Origin of the sequence: Microbacterium sp. AR7-10, from assembly GCF_001878835.1 — a bacterium.
Classification (GTDB): Bacteria; Actinomycetota; Actinomycetes; order Actinomycetales; family Microbacteriaceae; genus Microbacterium; species Microbacterium commune.
Map to the genome: position 1 here is coordinate 31,522 of NZ_MJIR01000045.1, position 20,265 is coordinate 51,786.

The window sequence follows — 20,265 nt, forward strand, 5'->3', positions numbered from 1 at the left end:
CGCTCAGCGGAAGTCCCGCGAGCGGTGCGCGAGGCCGGTGCGCAGGTCTTCGAACGCATCGGCGAGCACGTTCGTGACGCCTTCCGGGGAGCGCTCCAGGAGCCCTCGGACGATGAGCGCGGGGGAGTCGCGGGCCACCCGACGGTAGCGGGCCCAGACGCCCGTCGTGCAGATGATGTTCACCAGCCCGTGCTCGTCCTCCAGGTTCAGGAAGGTGACGCCGCTGGCCGTCGCCGGGCGCTGGCGATGCGTGACCACTCCGGCGACCTCGATGCGCCGTCCCGTCTCGTGGGTGCGCAGCCGGGCGGAGGTCAGCACACCCCGTTCGTCGAGTGCGGCCCGCAGGTGCGACATCGGGTGATCGTCGATCGAGACGCCCGTCGCCCACAGGTCGGCTGCCAGCCGCTCGTAGCCGGACTGATCGGAGAACAGCGGAGGCTGCACCGACAGGGCAGTGCCGGGCAGGAAGCGCGCCCGGTCTTCGGCTGCGGCGCCCGCCAGCCAGATGGCCTCGCGTCTGCTCAGCCCCAGGCACTCGACGGCCCCGGCCGTCGCCAGCGCCTCGATCTGCGCCGTCGTCGCGTCGGTGCGACGCACCAGATCGTGCAGGTCGCGGAAGGGGCCGTGCTCGGCGCGCGACGCCACGATCCGCTCTGCCAGCTTCACCCCGATCCCGCGCACCCCGGAGAGGCCGAGTCGCACGGCGAACCGGCCGTCGCGGCGGTGCTCGGCCGACTCATCCGGGGCGGAGATGTCGAACCGCAGAGGGGCCGGCTGGTCGAACGCCGCACAGGACTCCCTGCCGGTCGGCCCCGCGTCGCCGTCTGAACCCGCGTCCGCATCGATCGGCTCGAGCCCGTCCATCACCCCGGAGGCATGCAGGTCGGGTCGGCGCACCTGCACGCCGTGGTGGCGGGCATCCGCGGTGAGGGAGGCCGCAGAGTAGAACCCCATGGGCTGCGCCCGAAGGAGCCCTGCCAGGAACGCCGCCGGGTAGTGCAGCTTGATCCACGAGCTGGCGTAGACCAGCAGTGCGAACGACAGCGAATGCGATTCGGCGAAGCCGAAGTTCGAGAACGCCTGGATCTGCGCGTAGATGCGATCCGAGACCTCCGCGCTCAGACCTCGCCTGCTCATCCCCGCGTACAGCTTCGCTCTGACCTTCTCGATCTTCTCCAGCCCGCGCTTCGATCCCATCGCCCGGCGCAGCAGGTCCGCCTCGTCGGCGGTGCAGTCGCCGATCGCGGTGGCCATCTGGATCAGCTGCTCCTGGAAGATCGGCACCCCCAGCGTGCGCTTCAGGATCGGCTCCAGGTCGCGGTGCGGATAGGGGATATCGAACGGCACCGGCTGCTCGCCCCGACGCAGCCGCTCGCGGTTCTCGGCATCCACCCTGTCCTTCTCGAGCTTGCGGCGCACGAACGGATGCACCGCCCCGCCCTGGATGGGACCGGGGCGGATGAGAGCGATCTGGATGGCGAGATCGTAGAAGCAGCGCGGCTGCAGCCGGGGCAGCAGCCCCATCTGCGCGCGCGACTCGACCTGGAACACCCCGATCGAATCGGCCCGGCAGAGCATGTCGTACACCCCCGGCTCCTCCTTAGGGATCGTCTCGAGCGTCCAGTGCTCACCGGTGGATGCCCGGATGAGGTCGAAGCAGTGCTGGAGAGCTGCGAGCATCCCGAGCCCCAGCAGGTCGAACTTCACCAGCCCCATCGACGCCGCGTCGTCCTTGTCCCACTGGATCACCGTGCGCTTCTCCATCCGGGCGTGCTCGACCGGCACCACCTCGCCGACCGGGCGGTCGGTGAGCACCATCCCGCCGGAGTGGATGCCGAGATGCCGCGGCGCTCGCAGCAGGTCATCGGCGTAGCCCAGCACGTCGTCGGGGATGTCGTGGCCCTCCACCGGCTGCAGTCCCGAGCTCCACCCGTCGACCTGCTTCGACCAGGCATCCTGCTGACCGGGGGAGTATCCCAGCGCCCGCGCCATGTCGCGCACGGCGTTCTTCGGTCGATACTGGATCACGTTCGCGACCTGGGCGGCGCGCTCGCGGCCGTAGGTCTCGTACACCCACTGGATGATCTCCTCACGGCGGTCGGAGTCGAAATCCACGTCGATGTCGGGCTCCTCGGTGCGGGTGGTCGCGAGGAAGCGCTCGAACGGCAGCCCGTACAGGATCGGATCGACCGCGGTGATGCCCAGCAGATAGCAGACCGCGCTCGCCGCGGCCGACCCCCGCCCCTGGCACAGGATGCCCCGGCGCCTGGCCTCCTGCACGATGCCGTGCACGATGAGGAAGTAGCCGGGGAAGTCCTTCTCGTCGATGACATCGAGCTCGCGCTCGATCCTGGCGCGTCCTGCCGCGTCGAGACGCGGATACCGTTCGGGAACCGCGTGCCACACGAGGTGGCGCAGCCACGTCATCGGCGTGTGCCCGTCGGGCACCTCCTGCTTCGGCAGCGCGGGGCGGGCGGATCGCAGCGGGAAGGCGCACTCGGATGCCAGCCGCAGTCCGTGCTCGATCGCGCCGGGGTAGCGGCGGAACCGCGCCGCCATCTCGGCGCCGCTGCGCAGATGCGCCCCGCCGTGCGCGGGCAGCCAGCCATCGAGGTCGTCCATGCTGCGCACCGCCCGCACGGCGGCCACCGCCTCGGCCAGACGGGCGGTCTGGGGTGAGGCGTAGTGCGCGTTGCTCGTCGCCACCACCGGCAGTCGCATGCGCGCGGCGAGATCGGCGAGGGCGTCGTTGCGGCGGGTGTCGAGCGGATCGCCGTGATCGAACAGCTCCACCGCCACCCGGTCGTGCCCGAACAGGTCGACGAGCCGCTGCAGCGGGGCCCGGGCGTCTCCGGCCTCCAGGCCGCGGCGCACGGCTCCCTTGCGGCATCCGCTCAGCACCGTCCAGTGCCCGTCCGCCCGCGCGGCCAGCTCATCGAGGTCGTACACCGGACGGCCCTTCTCGCCACCGCGCAGCTGCGCGGCGGAGATGGCTCCGGAGAGGCGGTGATAGCCCTCGGCGCCGCGGGCCAGCACGAGCAGATGATCGCCCTCCGGGTCGGGGGTGCCGGCCCGGACGCGGGATCGGGCACCAGGCGGGTCATCGGCGATGCCGAGCGAGAGCTCGGCGCCGTACACGGTCTGCACCCCGGCATCCATCGCCTCGGCCACCTCGGCGAAGCGCGATGCCCCGTAGAAGCCGTCGTGATCGGTGATCGCGAGGGCACTGAGGCCCAGCCGCTCGGCCTCGGCCAGCAGGTCTTCGGATGAGGAGGCGCCGTCGAGGAACGAGTACCACGAGTGCGCGTGCAGCTCGGCGTAGGGCACGGCATCGGTCGGCCGCTGCACCCCGAGAAGAGCCGACGTGCGGCGACGTCGGCTCACCGGACCCGGATCGGCACGAGGACGCACCGGCTCGCCCTGCACCGGAGCAGGGCCGTCGATGTTGAGGGTGCGCTCGAGGTCCTTCCAGGTCTGCGGCGGGTTGCTGAAGCCCATCAGCGGTACCGCCCCTCGGCCCACCAGCCGCCTGAGGAATGGAACACCAGCCAGGCGCGGTGCCCAGCATCGAGCAGCTGGAAGCGATGCCCCGAGCGGGCGCGCTCGGCATCCCACCGGTGCTCGTGCACCGGCCACGGGCCCGCCCAGCCGACCACCTCGCTGTCTTCGATCAGCGCGGGCGGTGTCGACAGGGCACCGCGCTCGTCGATGCGGATCTCGGCGCCCATCGCACCGCTCACCCGCACCGGGCGCATGGGCGTGTACACCTCGGTCGGCAGCGGATCCGGCAGGCTGCCCGGCCACGGCTGCGAGGGATCGCGCTGCACGAGAGGCCGCTCGCCCCACGGCGTGAGCACCTGACGGTCGGCCAGCATCCGCCCGCCCGCCATCGCCGCCGTGCTCACCCCGCGGTGCCCGAGCAGCGTCTGCACACGCGAGACGGCATGGTGCAGCCGCTCGTCGGTGCCCGAGCCGAACAGACCGGGCTGATGATGGGCGGCGTCGTCGACGGCGACCGGAGCGAGCCGCACCCCGACGATGCCGCGGAAGGCGTGCGCGGCATCGTCTGGCGCGTCGTCGACGATCGTCTCGAGCTGCCAGCGCACCCGGTCGACCAGGTCGCCGGCGTCGAAGCAGGTCGGATGCAGCCAGCTGCGTGAGAAGACCGCCCCGTCGTCGTCGGTGAGGTCGATGCGCACCTCGGTGCACACGGCCGAGACGTCGGCCAGCGCGAGCAGCACGGCATCCGCCGTCTGCCGCACGGCGAACGCGATCTGGTCGGACTGCCCGAGCGGGGTCTCGAACTGCATCTCGCGCGCCAGCTGCGGGTCGGGCGGGCGGGGCGTGAGCGGCCGGGAGTCGGCTCCGGATGCCAGGTCGTGCAGCCGCGCCCCGTGCTCGCCGAACCGCGAGCGCACCGACAGGGCGTCGAGTGCGGCGAACTCGCCGAGGGTCGACACCCCCAGCCGCCGCAGCAGGTCGGCGAGGTCGGGCTCGCCGAGCACGTGCAGGGGGAGCGGGGCGAGGAACTCGCGGGACGACCCCGGCGGGATCACCGCCCATGGCTCGGCCCCGTCGCCACCGGGCCGAGCCGCACGCGCGGCGAGCTCGGCGGTGAACATGCCGTCGCCCACGCCGATGCGCACGTCGCCGAATCCGGCATCCGCGAGCATCCGCACGAGAGCTGCTGCCGCGCCCACCTCGCCGTCGTGGTAGCGGGAGATGCCCCGGGAGCGCAGCGCGGCGAGCCCTGGGCGCAGCAGATGCACGCCGGGTGCGTGCGCCTCGATCAGCCGCAGCACGGGCAGGAAGGCGCGCTCGTCCGCCGTCTCGTCGTGCGGCAGGATCCGCAGCGACGGCAGGCTGCTCTGCGCCTGCCGCTTGCGCTGCCCGACCCGCACGCCGTGCGCCCGGGCGGAGTCGGTGCACGCCGAGACGACGCCGGCGCGCACGAGAGCGGTGGGCGGATGCGGGGGAGCGGTGCCCAGCGCGGCCCGCAGCGGCCAGTCGGGGAACCACAGCACGTGCACGCGCATCGCCTCGCTCGGGGTGGGCTCGGACGCACTCATGACGCCACCGCCCAGCTCGGGTGGCTGGGCAGCGCCTCACGCGGATCGAGCGCGGGCTCGGCTGCGGTGTCGATGCGCCCGAGATCGTCGGGCAGCCGCACCCGCAGGCTCTTCGGCACCGGCGTGGAGCGGGTCTGCGCGGTCACCGTCACCGTGCGATCCGACAGCAGCCCCCACCCCTCGCCGAGCCCCTCCCAGTGCGGGTCGTGCAGGGTGATCAGCCCCTCGCCCTGCGGCCAGGGCGAGGTGGTGAGCAGCGTGCAGCCGCGGTCGCGCAATCGGGCCGCGAGGCGTGCGGCATCGGCATCCCGCACGCGGGAACCGGGATTCATCGCGATCAGCGGCACCACCTCGGCCAGCGCCGAGACGACGGCGAGCCAGCGCTCGCCGGGCTCGGGCACGAGGATCAACCTCGACAGATCGATGCCGAAGGCGGTCGCCGCCTCGAGGCCGAGGGTGGGCATGCCGACGGCGGCGCACCAGCCGCCGCGCTGCGAGAGCGCACTCATCAGCGCGAAGACCAGGCTCGGCGAAGGCGACACCGAGTACACGGCGCCCGTCTGCAGCCCGCCCTGGGGCAGCAGATCCTGCAGCGCGGCCGGCATCGGCAGATGCGCGTCGTCGCTGCGACGGCGCTGCATGCGGCCGATCTCGCGGCGCAGGCGCAGAATGTCCCCTGCCCGTTCGTCGGCGGGGGAGAGTGCCGCGGTCGTTCTGATCCCCATGCATCCATCCTCGAATAGATCTTCGAACACTTCAAGTCGTCCTGCGATGCTAATTCGGACATCCGACATCGCCGGTCTCGTCCTGTTCGACCGCGTCGTGCCCGGTGAGCGAGGTTCTCCACAGGCCCCGACGGCGCGCAGCGCTTTTCGCCTAGCCTGCGAGCGTGACACCCCACTCCGTCGCCGTGCTGATCGCGCACCTCGCGCTCGCCGTGGTCGGCGTGTGGCTCATCGCGATCGATGCGCGCACGCACCGGCTGCCGAACCGCATCGTGCTGCCCGCGCTGGGCGCCCTGATCGTGATCCTGATCATCGAGGCCCTGGCGACGGGCAGCGGGGAGCGGCTGACCCGTTCCCTGCTGGGCGGTCTCGCGCTCGGGGCGTTCTTCGCCGTGCTGCGGCTCTCGTCGCGACGAGGGATGGGCGGGGGCGACGTGAAGCTCGCCGCGGCGATCGGGCTGGTGCTGGCCTGGCACGGCTGGTCGCACCTCCTGCTCGGCGCCGCCGCGGCCTTCCTGCTCGGTGCTCTGCACGCCCTGGTGCTGATGGCGCTCCGGCGGGCCACCAGGCACACGCGCATCGCGTTCGGGCCGTGGATGATCATCGGGGCCGTCCTGGCGATCGGGCTCGCCTGAGCGCGTCGGACGTGCGGTCGGCGGGTGGGGATAGGGTGAGCACATGGCAATCGCACGACTTCACGGCGGCCCGCTCGACGGGCAGATCATCCCGCTCGACGACGCGGATCAGGATTCGCTGATCCTGCCCTACAGCGAGACCCAGCTCACCTACCGGCGCGAGGGAGAGCCGTCCCATACCGGCGAGCACGACGGGCCCACCGAGGCCGTCTTCTCGTTCGTCGAGTCGGGCGACGACATCAGCCCCGGCGACGACTGACCGCGCGCGACGCACGTGAGTGCAGAACCGCAGCGCTCCTTCGAGGTCGAGCGCAAGTACGACGCGGATGCCGACACGCGCCTCCCCGACTGGTCGAGGATCCCCGGCGTCGTCGCGGTGAGCGACGGCGATCCGAGAGAGCTCGACGCGCGCTACTTCGACACGGCGGATGCCGCGCTCGCACGCCACGGTGTCGCCCTGCGCCGGCGCACCGGCGGCCCCGACGCCGGCTGGCACATCAAAGGACCGCGGCAGGGTGACGGACGCCTCGAACTGGGCTGGCCGCTCGGCGAGACCGACCGGATGCCCGAGGCGGTCGCCGAGACCGTCGCGCAGTGGACGGATGCCGAGCTGCACCCGCTCGCGCGCATCGAGAACTCCCGCACGGCCTTCTACCTGCAGGGTGCGGACGGCGTGATCGCCGAGTTCGTGGACGACCACGTGCGGGCGACGGACCTGCGCACCGGCACGCGCCGCGAATGGCGCGAGTGGGAGATGGAGCTCGGACCCGCCGCGCCGGCCGACGCCGCTCAGCGTGCGGCCTTCTTCACCGCCGTCGAGACGGCCGTGTTCGCGGCCGGGGGTCGTGAGCCCTCGTCGGGGTCGAAGCTCGCCAGGGCCCTCGGTCTCTGACCCGAACACCGTCGACGGCGCAACCCCTTTCATCCGCTGCGCCGGACATGATTGGGTCGCACCATGAACCCCGCCGTGCAGCTGCGATCCATCCAGACGCTCGTACCCGACGCGACAATCGAGCAGCACACGGTCCGCGACATGTTCGCCGCGCAGCCCGGCCTCTCCCGGCTCGCTCGACGGCTCATCGCCACGTCGTTCGACGGCGCCGGGGTCGAGACGCGACACACGGTGCTCGACGAGCTCGACCCGACGGCGGAGATCGACGCGCCGCAGTTCCTCGATCGCACCACCGGAGCACTGCTCGAGCCCGGCACCGCCGCCCGCAACGACATCTACGCCAGAGAGGCCGACCGGCTCTTCGTCGAGGTCGCCCGGCGCAGCCTCGACGCCGACCCCGACATCTCGGCATCCGACATCACGCACGTCGTCACCGTGTCCTGCACCGGCTTCCACGCCCCGGGGCCCGACTACGCCGTCGTGCGGGGGCTGGGACTCCCCGCCGCCGTGCAGCGCTACCATCTCGGCTTCATGGGCTGCTACGCCGCGCTGCCTGCGCTGCGCGCCGCCGCCCAGTTCTGCCGGGCCGACCCCGACGCGGTCGTCCTGGTCGCGAGCGTGGAGCTGTGCACCCTGCACCTGCGCTCGTCGGACGACCCGGACGCGATCATCGCGTCCTCGCTGTTCGCCGACGGCGCTGCCGCGGCTCTCGTCACCGCTCGTCGCCTGCCCACCGCCGTCCCCGGTCTCGTCATCGACGCGTTCCACACCGCACTCATCCCGGACGGGGAGGGCGATATGGCGTGGACGGTGGGCGACACCGGTTTCGAGATGGTGCTCTCCACGCGCGTGCCGCAGCTGATCGGCATGCACATCCACGATGCGCTGGGCGCTCTGTGGCAGGGGGACGACGACATCGCCGACCGGCTGGACGGGCAGTCCATCGGCGAGATCGTCCAGCACTGGGCGATCCACCCCGGCGGGCGCAGCATCCTCGATCGGGTGCAGGAGCGTCTCGCGCTCGATGACGCGCAGCTGCGGCCGGCCCGCGAGGTCCTGCGCACCCACGGCAACATGTCCAGCGCCACCGTGCTGTTCGTGCTGCAGCGCATCCTCGAGCACGAGGGACCGCGGTCGGGAGAGCGCGTCGCCGCGATGGCGTTCGGACCCGGCCTCACGGCAGAGAGCGCGCTGCTCACCGTCGCCGGTCGCGACGATGAGCGCTGAGCGCCGCCGCGGGGTGGATCTGCGTCGGCGCGCCGTCGATCTGCCCGAGCGGATGGATGCCGACGACGCCGACCCCGAGATGCTCGCGCGCACCTACGCCCGCTTCGAACAGGTCAACGCGATCCTGTCTGGGCGCAGCGGCGTGCACCGCCGAGAGATCGACCCGCGCGCCAGGCACGGCCGGATCCGGGTGCTCGACATCGGCTGCGGCGGGGGAGACATCGCCAGATACGTGGCCCGGCGACTGCGCAGAGACGGCATCCGCGCCGANNCGGCGCGGACATCGACCCGAGGGCGGTGCGCTGGGCGTCGGATGCCGATGACGACGGCCTCGTGCGGTGGCGCCGCGCGTCGAGCGCCCAGCTCGTCTCGGAGGGGGAGCAGTTCGACGTCGTGCTCTCCAACCACGTGCTGCACCATCTCACCTCCGCCCAGCTGGCCGGCCTGCTCGACGACTCCGCGCGTCTGACCGCACCCGGGGGGATCGCGGTGCACAGCGACATCGCCCGAAGCCGCACCGCGTACGCGCTCTTCGATGCGCTCACCCGGCCGATCGCCGGCACCCTGCTGAAGAACTCGTTCATCCGCGAGGACGGGCTGATCAGCATCCGCCGCTCGTACACCGCAGCCGAGCTGGCTGCCGAGGCGCCGCCGTCGCAGTGGCGGGTTCAGCGCGGCTTCCCGTCGCGTCTGCTGCTGGTGCACGAGGGCCACGTGATCTGACAGCGCCGCCGCCGAACGCGGAAGGGGGCTCGGTCCATGCGGACCGGGCCCCCTTCTCGAGACGGGATGTCACATGTTGATCATGTGACCGGTGAGACCGTGGAAGGCCTCCTGCAGCGCCTCCGACAGCGTCGGGTGGGTGTGCACGTTACGTGCGGCCTCGAGGGCGGTGAGGTCCCACTTCTGCGCCAGGGTCAGCTCGGGCAGCAGCTCCGACACGTCCGGTCCGATCAGGTGACCGCCGATGAGCTCCAGGTGCTCGGCGTCGGCGATCAGCTTGACGAAGCCGACCGGCTCGCCCAGCCCATTGGCCTTGCCGTTCGCGCTGAACGGGAACTTCGCGACCTTGATCTCGCGGCCCTCGGCCTTGGCCTGCTCCTCGGTGAGCCCGAAGCTCGCGACCTGCGGCTGGCAGAACGTGGCGCGCGGCATCATCCGGTAGTCGCCCAGCGTCTGGGTCTCGGCCTTGCCGATGGTCTCCGCCGCGACGACGCCCTGGGCCTCGGCCACGTGGGCCAGCTGCAGCTTCGCCGTGACATCGCCGATCGCGTAGATGCCCTCGACGTTGGTGCGCATGTGGTCGTCGATGTCGATCGCCCCGCGCTCGGTGAGCTTCACGCCGGTCTTGTCGAGGCCGAAGCCCTCGATGTTCGGTGCGAAGCCGACCGACATGAGCACCTTGCCCGCGGTGATCTCGCCCGGCTGGCCGTCACGGGTCTCGTACGTGACGCGCACGGACGAGCCGTTGTCGGTGACGGTCTTCACCGCGGTGGAGGTGAGGATGTCGACGCCGAGCTTCTTGTACTGCTTCTGGATCTCCTTCGAGACCTCGGGGTCCTCGTTGGGGAGGGCGCGGTCGAGGAACTCGATGATGGTGACCTTGACGCCGTAGTTCGTCATGACGTAGCCGAACTCCATGCCGATGGCGCCGGCGCCGACGATGACGATCGACTCGGGAAGCTCACGCGAGAGGATCTGCTCCTCGTAGGTGACGACGTTGTCGCTGAGCTCGACGCCCGGCAGCAGACGCACCGTCGAACCGGTGGCGATGATCGCGTTGTCGAAGGTGATCTCCTCGGACGATCCGTCGCTCTTCGCGACGGTGATCGCCTTCGGGCCGGTGAAGGTGCCGCGACCCTCGTACTCGGTCACCTTGTTCTTCTTCATCAGGAAGTGGATGCCCTTGACGTGCGTCTCCGCCACCTTGCGGCTGCGGTCGAACGCCGCTCCGAAGTCGAAGCTCACGTCACCGGAGATGCCGAAGAACTCGGCCTTGTGCGTGAATGTGTGGGCGACCTCGGCGTTCTTGAGGAGCGACTTGGAGGGGATGCATCCGACGTTCAGACACACACCGCCCCAGTACTTCTCCTCGATGATCGCGGTGGACAGGCCGAGCTGGGAGCTGCGGACGGCGGCGACGTATCCGCCCGGGCCCGCGCCGAGGATGACGACATCGTAGTGTGGCATGCCCACAGCCTAATCCCTGGGCGACGGTGGGCGCGGGCGCGGGATCCGACAGAAAGCGGCGGGCGAGCCTGTATCGGGCCTCCTCCCGCACCCGCTCATCAGATAGTCTGGAATGCCGGAGGAGGGAGAACCGTGACAGACGACAGCATCGGCGCCGGAGGCGCGATCCACCGCAGCAGCGGCGAGAAGCGCCACGACGTGACACAGACGTTCGGACATGACTCCGATCTCTCCTTCGTGCCCTTCGGCGCCGACCTCACCGAGCCCGAGGCGGCAGCGATCTCCGCACTGCCTTCCGGGTCCGCGCTGCTGCTCGTGCGCGCCGGTGCGCTGGCGGGTGCGCGCTACCTGCTCGACTCCGATGTGACCACCGTCGGGCGACACCCCGAGGCGGACATCTTCTTCGACGACGTCACCGTCTCGCGCCGTCACGCCGAGATCACCCGCTCGGGAACGGCGTTCGAGATCGTCGATCAGCGCTCGCTGAACGGCACCTATGTCAACGGGGAGCGGGTCGATCGCAGCGAGCTGGCCAACGGCTACGAACTGCGCATCGGCAAGTTCCGGATGAACTTCTTCGCGTCGCCGATCGATCTCGCGACGGCGACCGACTGATGGCGGCGGCCGGCGCCGCCAGGGACCGCTCCGCATCGCCGGGTCTCCTGAGCATCGGTCAGGTTCTCGCCCGCCTCACCCCCGAGTTCCCGCAGCTCACCTCCAGCAAGCTCCGCTTCCTCGAGGTGCAGGGCATCGTCACCCCGTCGCGCACGGAGTCCGGCTACCGGAAGTTCTCGGCCTCCGACGTCGAGCGTCTGCGAGCCGGGCTCACCCTGCAGCGCGACCACTACCTGCCGCTCAGCGTGATCCGCGAGCAGCTCGACGAAGCCGAGGCGAAGGGCGAAGGGTGGGGCAGCATCGCCCCTCCGTCGATCTCCCCGGCGGCCCGACGCCGTCGACGCGACGAGCTGTTGCTGCACACCGGCGCGACGCCGCAGCTGCTCAACGACGCCATCAGCGCGGGACTGATCGTGGGAGCCGAGCACTACACCGACCAGGCGGCCACGATGCTGTCCGGGCTGGTGGCGCTCGCGCGGCACGGCATCGAACCGCGTCACCTGCGCAGCATGCGTCAGAACGCCGAGCGCGAGGCGGCGCTGATCGAGTCGGCGCTGTCGACGCTGCTGCGCCGCACCGATGCCGCATCGCGCGGCAGAGCGGCAGAGCTCGCCCCCGAACTCGCCTCGCACATCGACGAGGTGCGACGTCAGCTCGTCGCGCAATCGCTCGAGCGTGTGCTTACGTAACGAACGGGTTGCGACACACCTCCCCCGCGGGTCGGATGTCATTGCCGGGGCAGGGGTCCTGCTCTACCGTGGGGAATAAGCCGTTCAGGAGGGACAGAATATGAGTGCGGATGGGCGTGCAGGCGACCCGCGGTTCGTGACCGAGCTTCTGTTCACCGACGGTCTGCCGGCGATGGACGACGAGGTCGGCTACCGCGGTGCGGTCGCCGCTCGAGCTGCGGGCATCACGTACCGCCAGCTCGACTACTGGGCGCGCACCGAGCTGGTCGTCCCGACCGTGCGCGGCGCCTCCGGCTCCGGTTCGCAGCGGCTGTACGGCTTCCGCGACATCCTCGTCCTCAAGCTCGTCAAGCGACTTCTCGACACCGGGATCTCCCTGCAGCAGATCCGCACCGCGGTCGAGCAGCTCCGCGCAGCGGGCATCCGGGATCTCGCCGGAACCACGCTGATGAGCGACGGCGCCTCGGTCTACCTGTGCACGTCGAACGATGAGGTCATCGACCTCGTCAGCCGCGGGCAGGGCGTGTTCGGCATCGCGGTCGGCAAGGTGCTGCGCGAGGTCGAGTCGACGCTCGTCGAATTCGACCCGACGGCTCCCGACCCCGTCGACGAGCTCGCGGCCCGCCGTTCCAAGCGCACCGCCTGAGCACCAGCCCCGGAAGATCCCGGGCACAGACGAAGAAAGCCGCCCCGAGGGGCGGCTTCTCTCTTGTGCGCAGGTGCGGTGCTCAGGCCGTCGCGCCGCCTTCGGGCACAGGCACGCGGCCGGTGCGGATGACGCGGTCGAGCAGCGCGTCGAAGTCGGCCGCGAGCTCCTGCGCGGAGTCTCCTGGCCAGATGTGCAGCGGCTTCGCGGCACCCTGCGCCTGCTGCAGCGACGTGCGCTCGGGCAGCTGGGGCGAGAGCACGAGCGGACCGAACATGTCGCGCAGCTCCTTGATGCGGAACTGGTGCTCGATCGACTGCGGACGCACGCGGTTCACGACGATCCCGAGCGGCTGCAGGCGGGGTGAGAGGCCGCGACGGATCTCCTCGATGGCGCGCAGGGCGCGGTCGGCCGCGGCGACCGAGAAGAGACCCGGCTCGGTCACGACCATCACGCGGTCGCTGGCGGCCCATGCGGTGCGCGTGAGTGCGTTCAGCGACGGGGCGCAGTCGATGAGCACGAGGTCGTACTCGCTCTCGACGGTCGCGAGCGCCTCTTCCAGCTTCCAGACGTCCCGCACGCTCGGGTGCGGGCCGTCGAAGTTGATGGCGGAGGGGCTGCCGATGAGCACGTCGATCGTGCCGGGGTGCACCTTCGCCCACCCGCTGGTGGTGATCGCCTGGCGCACCACCTTCTCCTTGGGGTTGCCGAGGACGTCGGCGATGTTCAGCCGTCCGGCGATCTGGAGGTCCATGCCGGTGGACACATCGGACTGCGGGTCGAGGTCGACGACGAGGGTCCGGATGCCACGGGCGAAGGCGGCGGAGGCGAGACCGAGAGTCACGGTCGTCTTGCCGACGCCTCCCTTGAGGGAGCTGACGCTGAGTACGTGCACGTCCTACACGTTACCGTGCGCTCCTTCGGGCGGCGCTCAGCATCGGGCGGTGCGTTCGCACCGGGCGCCCTTTTGCTCGCGATCATGCGGGAGCACTAACCTTGTCGGGCGCCCACAGGGGCGCGAGCTGGGAGTGAACCGTGAACCCGAAGAACAACGTCGATTCCGAGGATGACGACTCGCTGGGTGTCCTCGACGACACCCCGTCATCGGACACCACGGGAATCGGCCTGATCGGCAGCACCGCGCACGTCGACGTCATCCTCCCCACCGGCGGGTACGACGACGCCGCCGACGACGAGGCCGTGGATGACGAGGTCGTCGGCGGCGAGGTGGCCGCGGTGGTCGCCGACCTGATCATCGACACGTCGGCCGTCGCCGACGCCGAGGTGCTCGCGCGGATCCAGCAGGACGCGCCGGACGTGATCATCGAGCTGCCGGCCGAAGACCTCCCGGCCGCAGCTCCGGAGGCGCCAGGCGGCGCCGAGTCGGAGTCGCCTGCAGCGGATGAGGCCGCGATCGTCGCGGAGATCATCGACGAGCAGGTCTCCGAGACCGAGGCGGATGCGGAGGCCGAGGCCGCGTCCGAGGCTCTTGAGCCTGATGTGAGCGTCATCGCCGTCGGGAGCGACGACGTCGACGATGACGATGACGACGACGACGATGACGACGACGATGACGACGATGACGATGATGATGACGATCACGACGACGATGATGACGATGACGACGACGATGATGACGATGACGACGACGATGATGACGATGACAACGTCGACGACGATGACGACGAAGAAGACGAAGACGTCGACGATGCCGACCACGTCCACGACGATGACGATGACGACGCCGACGACGGCCTCATCGACCTGAGTGCGGACATCATCGACGTCGAACAGGAGAGTGCGGATTCCGGCCTCCCCGCTCCGGCGCCGGCGAGCCCGCCCGCCCGGGTCGAACCGCCCCGACTCCCCGAACCCGCCGCGGAGGCCGATCCCGTGGCTGTCCCTGCACCTGCACCTGCGCCGCGGTCGGCTGCGCCACAGCCGGCCGAGGTCGCACTGACCTCGAAGCGTCTCGACGACCTCGGTGCCGCGGCCACCAGCGAGAGCGCCGACCTGCTCACCGCAGACCGGCTGCTCGACCCCGCGCGCGTCGCCAAGCCCGAGCCCGAGGGCACCTGGAGCCACCTGCTCTACTCCCTCTCCGGCGGCCGCATCAACGTCGGCGACAGCCGCACGGCACGCGAGCGCAAGCAGCTGAGCGCTCGGATCGCCGCGCCGCTCGCCGGCACCGCGCGCTTCGTGCCCGTCCTCTCCCGCAAGGGCGGCGTGGGCAAGACGACCGTCACCGCGCTGCTCGGCATGGCGCTGGCAGACGCGCGCGATGACCGCGTCATCGCCGTCGACGCCAATCCCGATCGCGGCACCCTCGCCGAGCGCGTGGTGGGCTCGCACACCAGGTCCGTCCGCGACCTCGTGCGCGCGCAGCGCGACATCCGCGGGTTCCACGACGTCTCGGCCCTCGTCGCGCGCGACGAGACCCGCCTCGACGTGCTCGCATCCGACGCCGACCCGCATGTCTCCGAGGCATTCGGCGACGTCGACTACCGCGATGTCGCCGCTGTCGCCGCGCAGTACTACTCGCTGGTGCTCACCGACTCCGGCACCGGCATCGTGCACTCCGTGATGAACGCCACCCTCGACCTCGCCGACCAGCTGGTCATCGTGTCGGGGCTGAGCGTCGACGAGGCGCGACTGGCATCCGAGACCATCACCTGGCTCGAGGCGAACGGCCACGCCGCACTCGCCCGCGAGGCGATCGTCGTGCTGAACCAGTCGAACCCCGGTGCGCCGCTGGTGCGCCTCGACGAGCTCGAGGCGCACTTCTCCTCCCGCGCCGCGCACGTGCTGCGCATCCCGTACGACCCGCAGATCGCCGGGGGAGGCGCGATCGACTTCGGCAGCCTGCAGCCGGCCACCCGGCGGGCGGCTCGCGAGATCGCCGCTGTCCTCGTCGAGGGCCTGCGGGAGAAGGCGGCCTGATGACCGTCCGCGAGATCCGGCTGTACGGCGACCCCGTGCTGCGCACCGTCTGCGAGCCGATCGGCGACATCGACGACGGGGTGCGCGCGCTGATCGCCGACCTGATCGACACCGTCGAGCTCCCCGGTCGCGCCGGCGTGGCGGCGAATCAGATCGGCTTCGCCCTGCGCGCCTTCAGCTACAACGTCGACGGTGAGATCGGCTACGTCATCAATCCCGTGCTCACCGAGGTGCGCGGCGAGGCCGTGCCGACGGGCGAGGGATGCCTGTCGGTACCCGGTCTGTGGCACGACACCCCGCGCCATCCGTGGGCCCGTGTCGAGGGAATCGACCTCGACGGCGAACCGGTGGTGCTCGAGGGGGATGGCCTGCTCGCGCAGGCGCTGCAGCACGAGACGGACCACCTCGACGGGCGCGTCTACCTGAGCCGGCTGGAGGGGGAGACCCGCAAGCTGGCCATGCGTCAGGTGCGCGAGAGCGACTGGTTCTGACCCCGCACGCCTCCGGCGGGTGCACCCCGTTCTCGACGGGCATCTCCACGAACACGAAGGGCCCGCGCGGTGCGCGGGCCCTTCGTCGTGTGCTCAGCCGAGCGGAGTGGTGGTCGTCTGCACCGGAGCGTCGTAGATTTCGGTGACCGCGTCGGCGAAGTCGTCGAGGATGACGTTGCGCTTGATCGACATCTTCGGGGTCAGATGCCCGCTCGCCTCGGTCCACTCCACGGGGAGGATGATGAACTTGCGGATCGACTCGGCGCGGGAGACCGTCTTGTTGGCGCGGTCGACCGCTCGCTGCACCTCGTCGCGGACGGCGGGGTGGCGGCTCGCCTCGCTCAGCGACATGTCTGCCGGGAGCCCGTTGTTCGCCAGCCAGGTGGGCAGCATCTCGCTGTCGAGCGTGACCAGGGCTGAGATGAACGGCTTCTGATCGCCGAGCACGACGACCTGACCGACGATCGGGTTCGAGCGGATGGGGTCCTCGAGCATGGCCGGCGCGACGTTCTTGCCGCCGGCCGTGACGATGATCTCCTTCTTGCGGCCGGTGATGGTCAGGAAGCCCTCGGAGTCGAAGCTGCCGAGATCGCCGGTGCGGAACCAGCCGTCGTCGAACGCGGCCGCGGTCGCCTCGGGGTTGTTCCAGTACTCCTTGAAGACGTTGATGCCCCTGACCTCGATCTCACCGTCGTCGGCGAGGCGCACGCCCACACCGGGAAGGGCCGGGCCCACCGTGCCGATCTTCGACTTGTGAGCGAGGTTCACCGTCGCGGGCGCGGTCGTCTCGGTCAGGCCGTAGCCCTCGAGGATCACCACACCGAGGCTGTGGAAGAAGTGACCGAGTCGGGCGCCGAGAGGAGCCGAGCCGGACACGGCGTAGGACACGTTGCCGCCCATCGCCTCGCGCAGCTTGCTGTAGACGAGCTTGTTGAAGAGGGCGAACTTCATCCGCAGGCCGAACGGGATCGGCTTGCCCTCCTCGAGCAGGGTGGAGTGCTCGATGGCCGCTGCAGCCGCGGCACGGAAGATCTTGCCCTTGCCTCCGGCCTCCGCCTTCTGCTCGGCGGAGTTGTAGACCTTCTCGAACACGCGGGGCACCGCGAGCAGGAAGGTCGGCTTGAACGAGCCCAGCGCGGGGAGCAGCTGCTTCGTGTCGGGCTGGTGCCCGGTGCGCACACCGGAGTGCACGGCGAGAATCGAGATGAACCGCGCGAACACGTGCGCGGTCGTGATGAACAGCAGCGTCGAGGCGCCCGGTGCCGAGACGACCTCGTCGAGGGCCTTCGCGGAGTTGCGCGAGAGCTCGACGAAGTTGCTGTGCGTCAGCACGCAGCCCTTCGGGCGCCCGGTCGAGCCCGACGTGTAGATCAGCGTGGCGATGTCGGAGCCCACGGCGATGCCGCGACGGCGCTCGATCTCGGCGTCATCGACCTCGGCCCCGCGTGCGGTGAGGGTGTCGATCGCGCCGAGGTGCAGCTGCCAGATCTCGCGCACGAGCGGCAGATCGCCGCGCACCTCGTCTGCACGCGTGAAGTGCTCGGCGGACTCGACGATCAGCGCGGTCGCTCCGGAGTCCTCCATGATCCACTGGATCTGCGCGGGGGAGCTCGTCTCGTAGATGGGGACCATCACGGCGCCGGCGTAGAACAGCGCGAAGTCGATGAGGGTCCAGTCGTAGGTCGTCTTCGCGATGAAGCCGATCTTCTCGCCTGGCTGGATGCCGGCGGCGACGAACCCCTTGGCCAGAGCGATCACCGCGGTCTCGAAATCCTTCGCGGAGATGTCGCGCCATCCGTCGCCCTCGGGCACGCTGAACAGCGCGAGATCGGGGGTCTTCTTCACCCGCTCGGCGAGCAGATCGCTGACGTTCCCCTCCGGGTCGGCAGGGACGATTGCGGGGACTTCGAACTGGGCCACGGCAGCTCCTTCGGCACCGATCGGACGGGTGTCCCTGAAGTCTATGCCATGAGACTCAGTCGCAGATTGAGAGAAACTCGGTCGCCGATGTCGCCTCGGCGCTAGACTTCCCACGATGTTCTACTGGCTGATGAAGTACATCGCGATCGGTCCGCTGGTCAAGGCGATCTTCCGACCCTGGATCGTGGGGCGTGACAACGTCCCCACCAGCGGCGCGGCCATTCTGGCGAGCAATCATCTGTCCTTCGCCGACTCGATCTTCCTGCCGCTGCTCATCGACCGGCCCATGTCGTTCCTGGCCAAGAGCGACTACTTCACCGGCCGCGGTCCGAAGGGCTGGGCGACCAGGCTCTTCATGAAGGGCACGGGCCAGATCCCGATCGACCGCTCCGGAGGCAAGGCATCCGAGGCCTCGCTCAACACCGGCCTGCAGATCCTCGGCCGCGGCGATCTGCTCGGGATCTATCCCGAGGGAACCCGCAGTCCTGACGGGCGCCTCTACCGCGGGCGGACCGGGATCGCGCGCATGGCGCTGGAGGCGAAGGTCCCGGTGATCCCGGTGGTCATGGTCGACACCGACACGGCCATGCCGATCGGCCAGCGGATCCCCAACATCATGCGCGTCGGCATCGTGATCGGCGAACCGCTGGACTTCTCGCGCTATGAGGGCATGGAGAACGACCGCTACATCCTCAGGTCCGTGACCGACGAGATCATGATCGCGCTGCAGCGCCTGGGTGCACAGCGCTACGACGACGTGTACGCCTCCACCGTGAAGGATCGTCTGCCACCGGGCGCACCCGGGCGTCCCTGACCTCCGGCGGTTCAGCCGCCCGCTCGTCACAGGGCCGATCGGCGCTGTCAGCGGACACTAAGCTTGAGGACATGCTTCCCTCGCACCCCGAACTCGACGCGTGGCGATCCCTTCCCATCAAGCAGCAGCCGCAGTGGCCCGACGCCGAGCGAGTCGCCGAGGTGTCGACCCAGCTCGCGTCGCTCCCGCCGCTGGTGTTCGCGGGTGAGGTCGACAACCTGCGCGCGCGGCTCGCCCGCGCCGCATCCGGAAACGCCTTCCTGCTGCAGGGAGGCGACTGCGCCGAGACGTTCGCCGGTGCCACCGCAGACCAGATCCGCAACCGGATCAAGACCGTGCTGCAGATGGCGGTCGTGCTCACCTACGGTGCGTCGATGCCGGTCGTGAAGATGGGCCGCATGGCCGGTCAGTTCGCCAAGCCGCGCTCCAGCGACACCGAGACCCGGGGCGAGGTCACGCTGCCCGCGTACCGCGGTGACATCGTCAACGGCTACGACTTCACCGAGAACTCGCGCCAGGCCGACCCCGGTCGGCTGCTGCAGGGCTACCACATGGCGGCGTCGACCCTGAACCTGATCCGTGCGTTCACGCAGGGTGGTTTCGCCGACCTCCGCGAGGTGCACTCGTGGAACAAGGGCTTCGCGCAGAACCCGGCGAACCAGCGCTACGAGCGGATGGCCGCCGAGATCGACCGGGCGATCAAGTTCATGGAGGCGGCCGGCGCCGACTTCGAGGAGCTCAGGCGCGTCGAGTTCTTCACGGGCCATGAGGGTCTGCTGATGGACTACGAGAGCCCGATGACCCGCATCGACTCGCGCACGGGCACTCCGTACAACACGTCGGCGCACTTCCTCTGGGTGGGGGAGCGCACGCGTGAGCTCGACGGCGCGCATGTCGACTACTTCTCGCGCATCCGCAACCCCATCGGCGTGAAGCTCGGCCCGACGACGACTCCCGACACCGCGCTCGCGCTGATCGACAAGCTCGACCCGAATCGCGAGCCGGGCCGGCTCACCTTCATCACGCGGATGGGTGCGGGAAAGATCCGGGATGCCCTTCCGCCGCTGCTCGAGGCGGTCAAGGACTCCGGAGCCGTGCCGCTCTGGGTCACCGACCCCATGCACGGCAACGGCATCACCACGCCCAGCGGCTACAAGACGCGGCGCTTCGACGACGTCGTCGACGAGGTCCGCGGCTTCTTCGAGGCGCACCGCGCGGTGGGCACGTTCCCCGGTGGCATCCACGTCGAACTCACCGGCGATGACGTCACCGAGTGCCTCGGCGGCTCGGAGCAGATCGATGAGGCCGGCCTCGCGACCCGCTACGAGAGCCTGTGCGACCCTCGTCTGAACCACATGCAGAGTCTCGAGCTGGCCTTCCTCGTCGCGGAGGAGCTCGAGAAGCGCTGAGCC

18 protein-coding genes and 1 pseudogene are annotated in these 20,265 nt (G+C 70.2%); 13 read left to right on the forward strand and 6 right to left on the reverse strand.

Features of this window, described 5'->3' with window-relative positions; genetic code table 11:
* Positions 1-3 precede the first annotated feature (3 nt).
* From BFN01_RS05855 to BFN01_RS05865, 3 genes are read right to left on the reverse strand one after another with little or no spacing between them, the layout of a single operon-like run.
* On the reverse strand, positions 4-3,498 hold the full coding sequence (locus tag BFN01_RS05855; protein ID WP_071642483.1) for an error-prone DNA polymerase: 3,495 nt from the start codon (positions 3,496-3,498) through the stop codon (positions 4-6).
* A complete protein-coding gene (locus tag BFN01_RS05860) occupies positions 3,498-5,069 on the reverse strand; it encodes a DNA polymerase Y family protein (RefSeq protein WP_071642485.1) in 1,572 nt (523 codons plus the stop codon). Before BFN01_RS05860 ends, BFN01_RS05855 begins: the two co-directional genes overlap by 1 nt.
* On the reverse strand, positions 5,066-5,794 hold the full coding sequence (locus tag BFN01_RS05865) for a hypothetical protein (protein WP_071642487.1): 729 nt from the start codon (positions 5,792-5,794) through the stop codon (positions 5,066-5,068). Before BFN01_RS05865 ends, BFN01_RS05860 begins: the two co-directional genes overlap by 4 nt.
* A gap of 164 nt (positions 5,795-5,958) precedes the next feature.
* On the opposite strand from BFN01_RS05865, the gene BFN01_RS05870 reads away from it, so the two are divergent.
* From BFN01_RS05870 to BFN01_RS05890, 6 genes and pseudogenes are all read left to right on the forward strand, one after another.
* Positions 5,959-6,429 (forward strand): A24 family peptidase, encoded by a 471-nt coding sequence (locus BFN01_RS05870; protein ID WP_071642489.1) that lies wholly within the window; start codon positions 5,959-5,961, stop codon positions 6,427-6,429.
* Positions 6,430-6,472: 43 nt separating this feature from the next.
* A complete protein-coding gene (locus BFN01_RS05875; protein WP_071642491.1) occupies positions 6,473-6,688 on the forward strand; it encodes a response regulator in 216 nt (71 codons plus the stop codon).
* 15 nt (positions 6,689-6,703) lie between these two features.
* A complete protein-coding gene (locus BFN01_RS05880; RefSeq protein ID WP_071642493.1) occupies positions 6,704-7,321 on the forward strand; it encodes a CYTH domain-containing protein in 618 nt (205 codons plus the stop codon).
* 63 nt (positions 7,322-7,384) lie between these two features.
* On the forward strand, positions 7,385-8,548 hold the full coding sequence (locus BFN01_RS05885) for a type III polyketide synthase (RefSeq protein WP_071642495.1): 1,164 nt from the start codon (positions 7,385-7,387) through the stop codon (positions 8,546-8,548).
* Positions 8,538-8,818 (forward strand): annotated as a pseudogene (locus BFN01_RS15770) (hypothetical protein); the annotation flags it as partial. The gene BFN01_RS05885 and the pseudogene BFN01_RS15770, both read left to right, overlap by 11 nt.
* 27 nt (positions 8,819-8,845) lie before the next feature.
* Positions 8,846-9,271: a methyltransferase domain-containing protein gene (locus tag BFN01_RS05890; protein WP_371260995.1), complete on the forward strand. Its 426-nt coding sequence runs from the start codon at positions 8,846-8,848 to the stop codon at positions 9,269-9,271.
* A 69-nt stretch (positions 9,272-9,340) separates the two neighbouring features.
* Here the strand turns inward: BFN01_RS05890 and lpdA are convergent, their stop codons facing one another.
* Positions 9,341-10,738 carry a dihydrolipoyl dehydrogenase gene (gene lpdA / locus BFN01_RS05895; protein WP_071642497.1) on the reverse strand — a complete coding sequence of 466 codons (1,398 nt, stop codon included), beginning with the start codon at positions 10,736-10,738 and terminating at the stop codon, positions 9,341-9,343.
* 132 nt (positions 10,739-10,870) lie between these two features.
* Between lpdA and BFN01_RS05900 the strand changes: the two genes are divergently transcribed.
* The 3 genes from BFN01_RS05900 (at position 10,871) to BFN01_RS05910 (ending at position 12,688) form a co-directional block, all read left to right on the forward strand.
* A complete protein-coding gene (locus BFN01_RS05900) occupies positions 10,871-11,353 on the forward strand; it encodes an FHA domain-containing protein (protein WP_071642499.1) in 483 nt (160 codons plus the stop codon).
* The gene (locus tag BFN01_RS05905; RefSeq protein ID WP_071642501.1) at positions 11,353-12,042 is read left to right on the forward strand and encodes a MerR family transcriptional regulator; all 690 of its coding nucleotides are present in this window, start codon (positions 11,353-11,355) and stop codon (positions 12,040-12,042) included. Before BFN01_RS05900 ends, BFN01_RS05905 begins: the two co-directional genes overlap by 1 nt.
* Positions 12,043-12,142: 100 nt before the next feature.
* A complete protein-coding gene (locus tag BFN01_RS05910) occupies positions 12,143-12,688 on the forward strand; it encodes a MerR family transcriptional regulator (RefSeq protein ID WP_071642503.1) in 546 nt (181 codons plus the stop codon).
* Positions 12,689-12,770: 82 nt separating this feature from the next.
* Here BFN01_RS05910 and BFN01_RS05915 read toward each other — a convergent pair whose 3' ends face one another.
* Positions 12,771-13,583, reverse strand: coding sequence for a ParA family protein (locus BFN01_RS05915; protein WP_071642505.1), 813 nt, complete (start codon positions 13,581-13,583; stop codon positions 12,771-12,773).
* 140 nt (positions 13,584-13,723) lie between these two features.
* Here BFN01_RS05915 and BFN01_RS14970 point away from each other — a divergent pair, with 140 nt between their 5' ends.
* Complete coding sequence (locus BFN01_RS14970; protein WP_256221043.1) at positions 13,724-15,628, forward strand: MinD/ParA family protein; 1,905 nt, start codon at positions 13,724-13,726, stop codon at positions 15,626-15,628.
* A complete protein-coding gene (gene def / locus BFN01_RS05925; RefSeq protein WP_071642508.1) occupies positions 15,628-16,119 on the forward strand; it encodes a peptide deformylase in 492 nt (163 codons plus the stop codon). The genes BFN01_RS14970 and def overlap by 1 nt, the downstream gene beginning before the upstream one ends.
* Positions 16,120-16,212: 93 nt before the next feature.
* Here def and BFN01_RS05930 read toward each other — a convergent pair whose 3' ends face one another.
* Positions 16,213-18,039, reverse strand: coding sequence for a long-chain fatty acid--CoA ligase (locus BFN01_RS05930; RefSeq protein WP_071642510.1), 1,827 nt, complete (start codon positions 18,037-18,039; stop codon positions 16,213-16,215).
* A gap of 115 nt (positions 18,040-18,154) precedes the next feature.
* Between BFN01_RS05930 and BFN01_RS05935 the strand changes: the two genes are divergently transcribed.
* Together BFN01_RS05935 and BFN01_RS05940 are read left to right on the forward strand one after the other, a co-directional pair.
* A complete protein-coding gene (locus BFN01_RS05935) occupies positions 18,155-18,853 on the forward strand; it encodes a 1-acyl-sn-glycerol-3-phosphate acyltransferase (RefSeq protein WP_071642512.1) in 699 nt (232 codons plus the stop codon).
* Between the two features lie 71 nt (positions 18,854-18,924).
* On the forward strand, positions 18,925-20,262 hold the full coding sequence (locus BFN01_RS05940; RefSeq protein WP_071642514.1) for a class II 3-deoxy-7-phosphoheptulonate synthase: 1,338 nt from the start codon (positions 18,925-18,927) through the stop codon (positions 20,260-20,262).
* Positions 20,263-20,265 lie beyond the last annotated feature (3 nt).

Excerpts from the sequence above, each read along its gene's own strand:
- BFN01_RS05855 (WP_071642483.1), bottom strand. The coding sequence starts at position 3,498 with ATGGGCTTCAGCAACCCGCCGCAGACCTGGAAGGACCTCGAGCGCACC.
- BFN01_RS05860 (WP_071642485.1), bottom strand. The coding sequence starts at position 5,069 with ATGAGTGCGTCCGAGCCCACCCCGAGCGAGGCGATGCGCGTGCACGTG.
- BFN01_RS05865 (WP_071642487.1), bottom strand. The coding sequence starts at position 5,794 with ATGGGGATCAGAACGACCGCGGCACTCTCCCCCGCCGACGAACGGGCA.
- BFN01_RS05875 (WP_071642491.1), top strand. The coding sequence starts at position 6,473 with ATGGCAATCGCACGACTTCACGGCGGCCCGCTCGACGGGCAGATCATC.
- BFN01_RS05885 (WP_071642495.1), top strand. The coding sequence starts at position 7,385 with ATGAACCCCGCCGTGCAGCTGCGATCCATCCAGACGCTCGTACCCGAC.
- lpdA (WP_071642497.1), bottom strand. The coding sequence starts at position 10,738 with ATGCCACACTACGATGTCGTCATCCTCGGCGCGGGCCCGGGCGGATAC.
- BFN01_RS05905 (WP_071642501.1), top strand. The coding sequence starts at position 11,353 with ATGGCGGCGGCCGGCGCCGCCAGGGACCGCTCCGCATCGCCGGGTCTC.
- BFN01_RS05910 (WP_071642503.1), top strand. The coding sequence starts at position 12,143 with ATGAGTGCGGATGGGCGTGCAGGCGACCCGCGGTTCGTGACCGAGCTT.
- def (WP_071642508.1), top strand. The coding sequence starts at position 15,628 with ATGACCGTCCGCGAGATCCGGCTGTACGGCGACCCCGTGCTGCGCACC.
- BFN01_RS05935 (WP_071642512.1), top strand. The coding sequence starts at position 18,155 with ATGTTCTACTGGCTGATGAAGTACATCGCGATCGGTCCGCTGGTCAAG.
- BFN01_RS05940 (WP_071642514.1), top strand. The coding sequence starts at position 18,925 with ATGCTTCCCTCGCACCCCGAACTCGACGCGTGGCGATCCCTTCCCATC.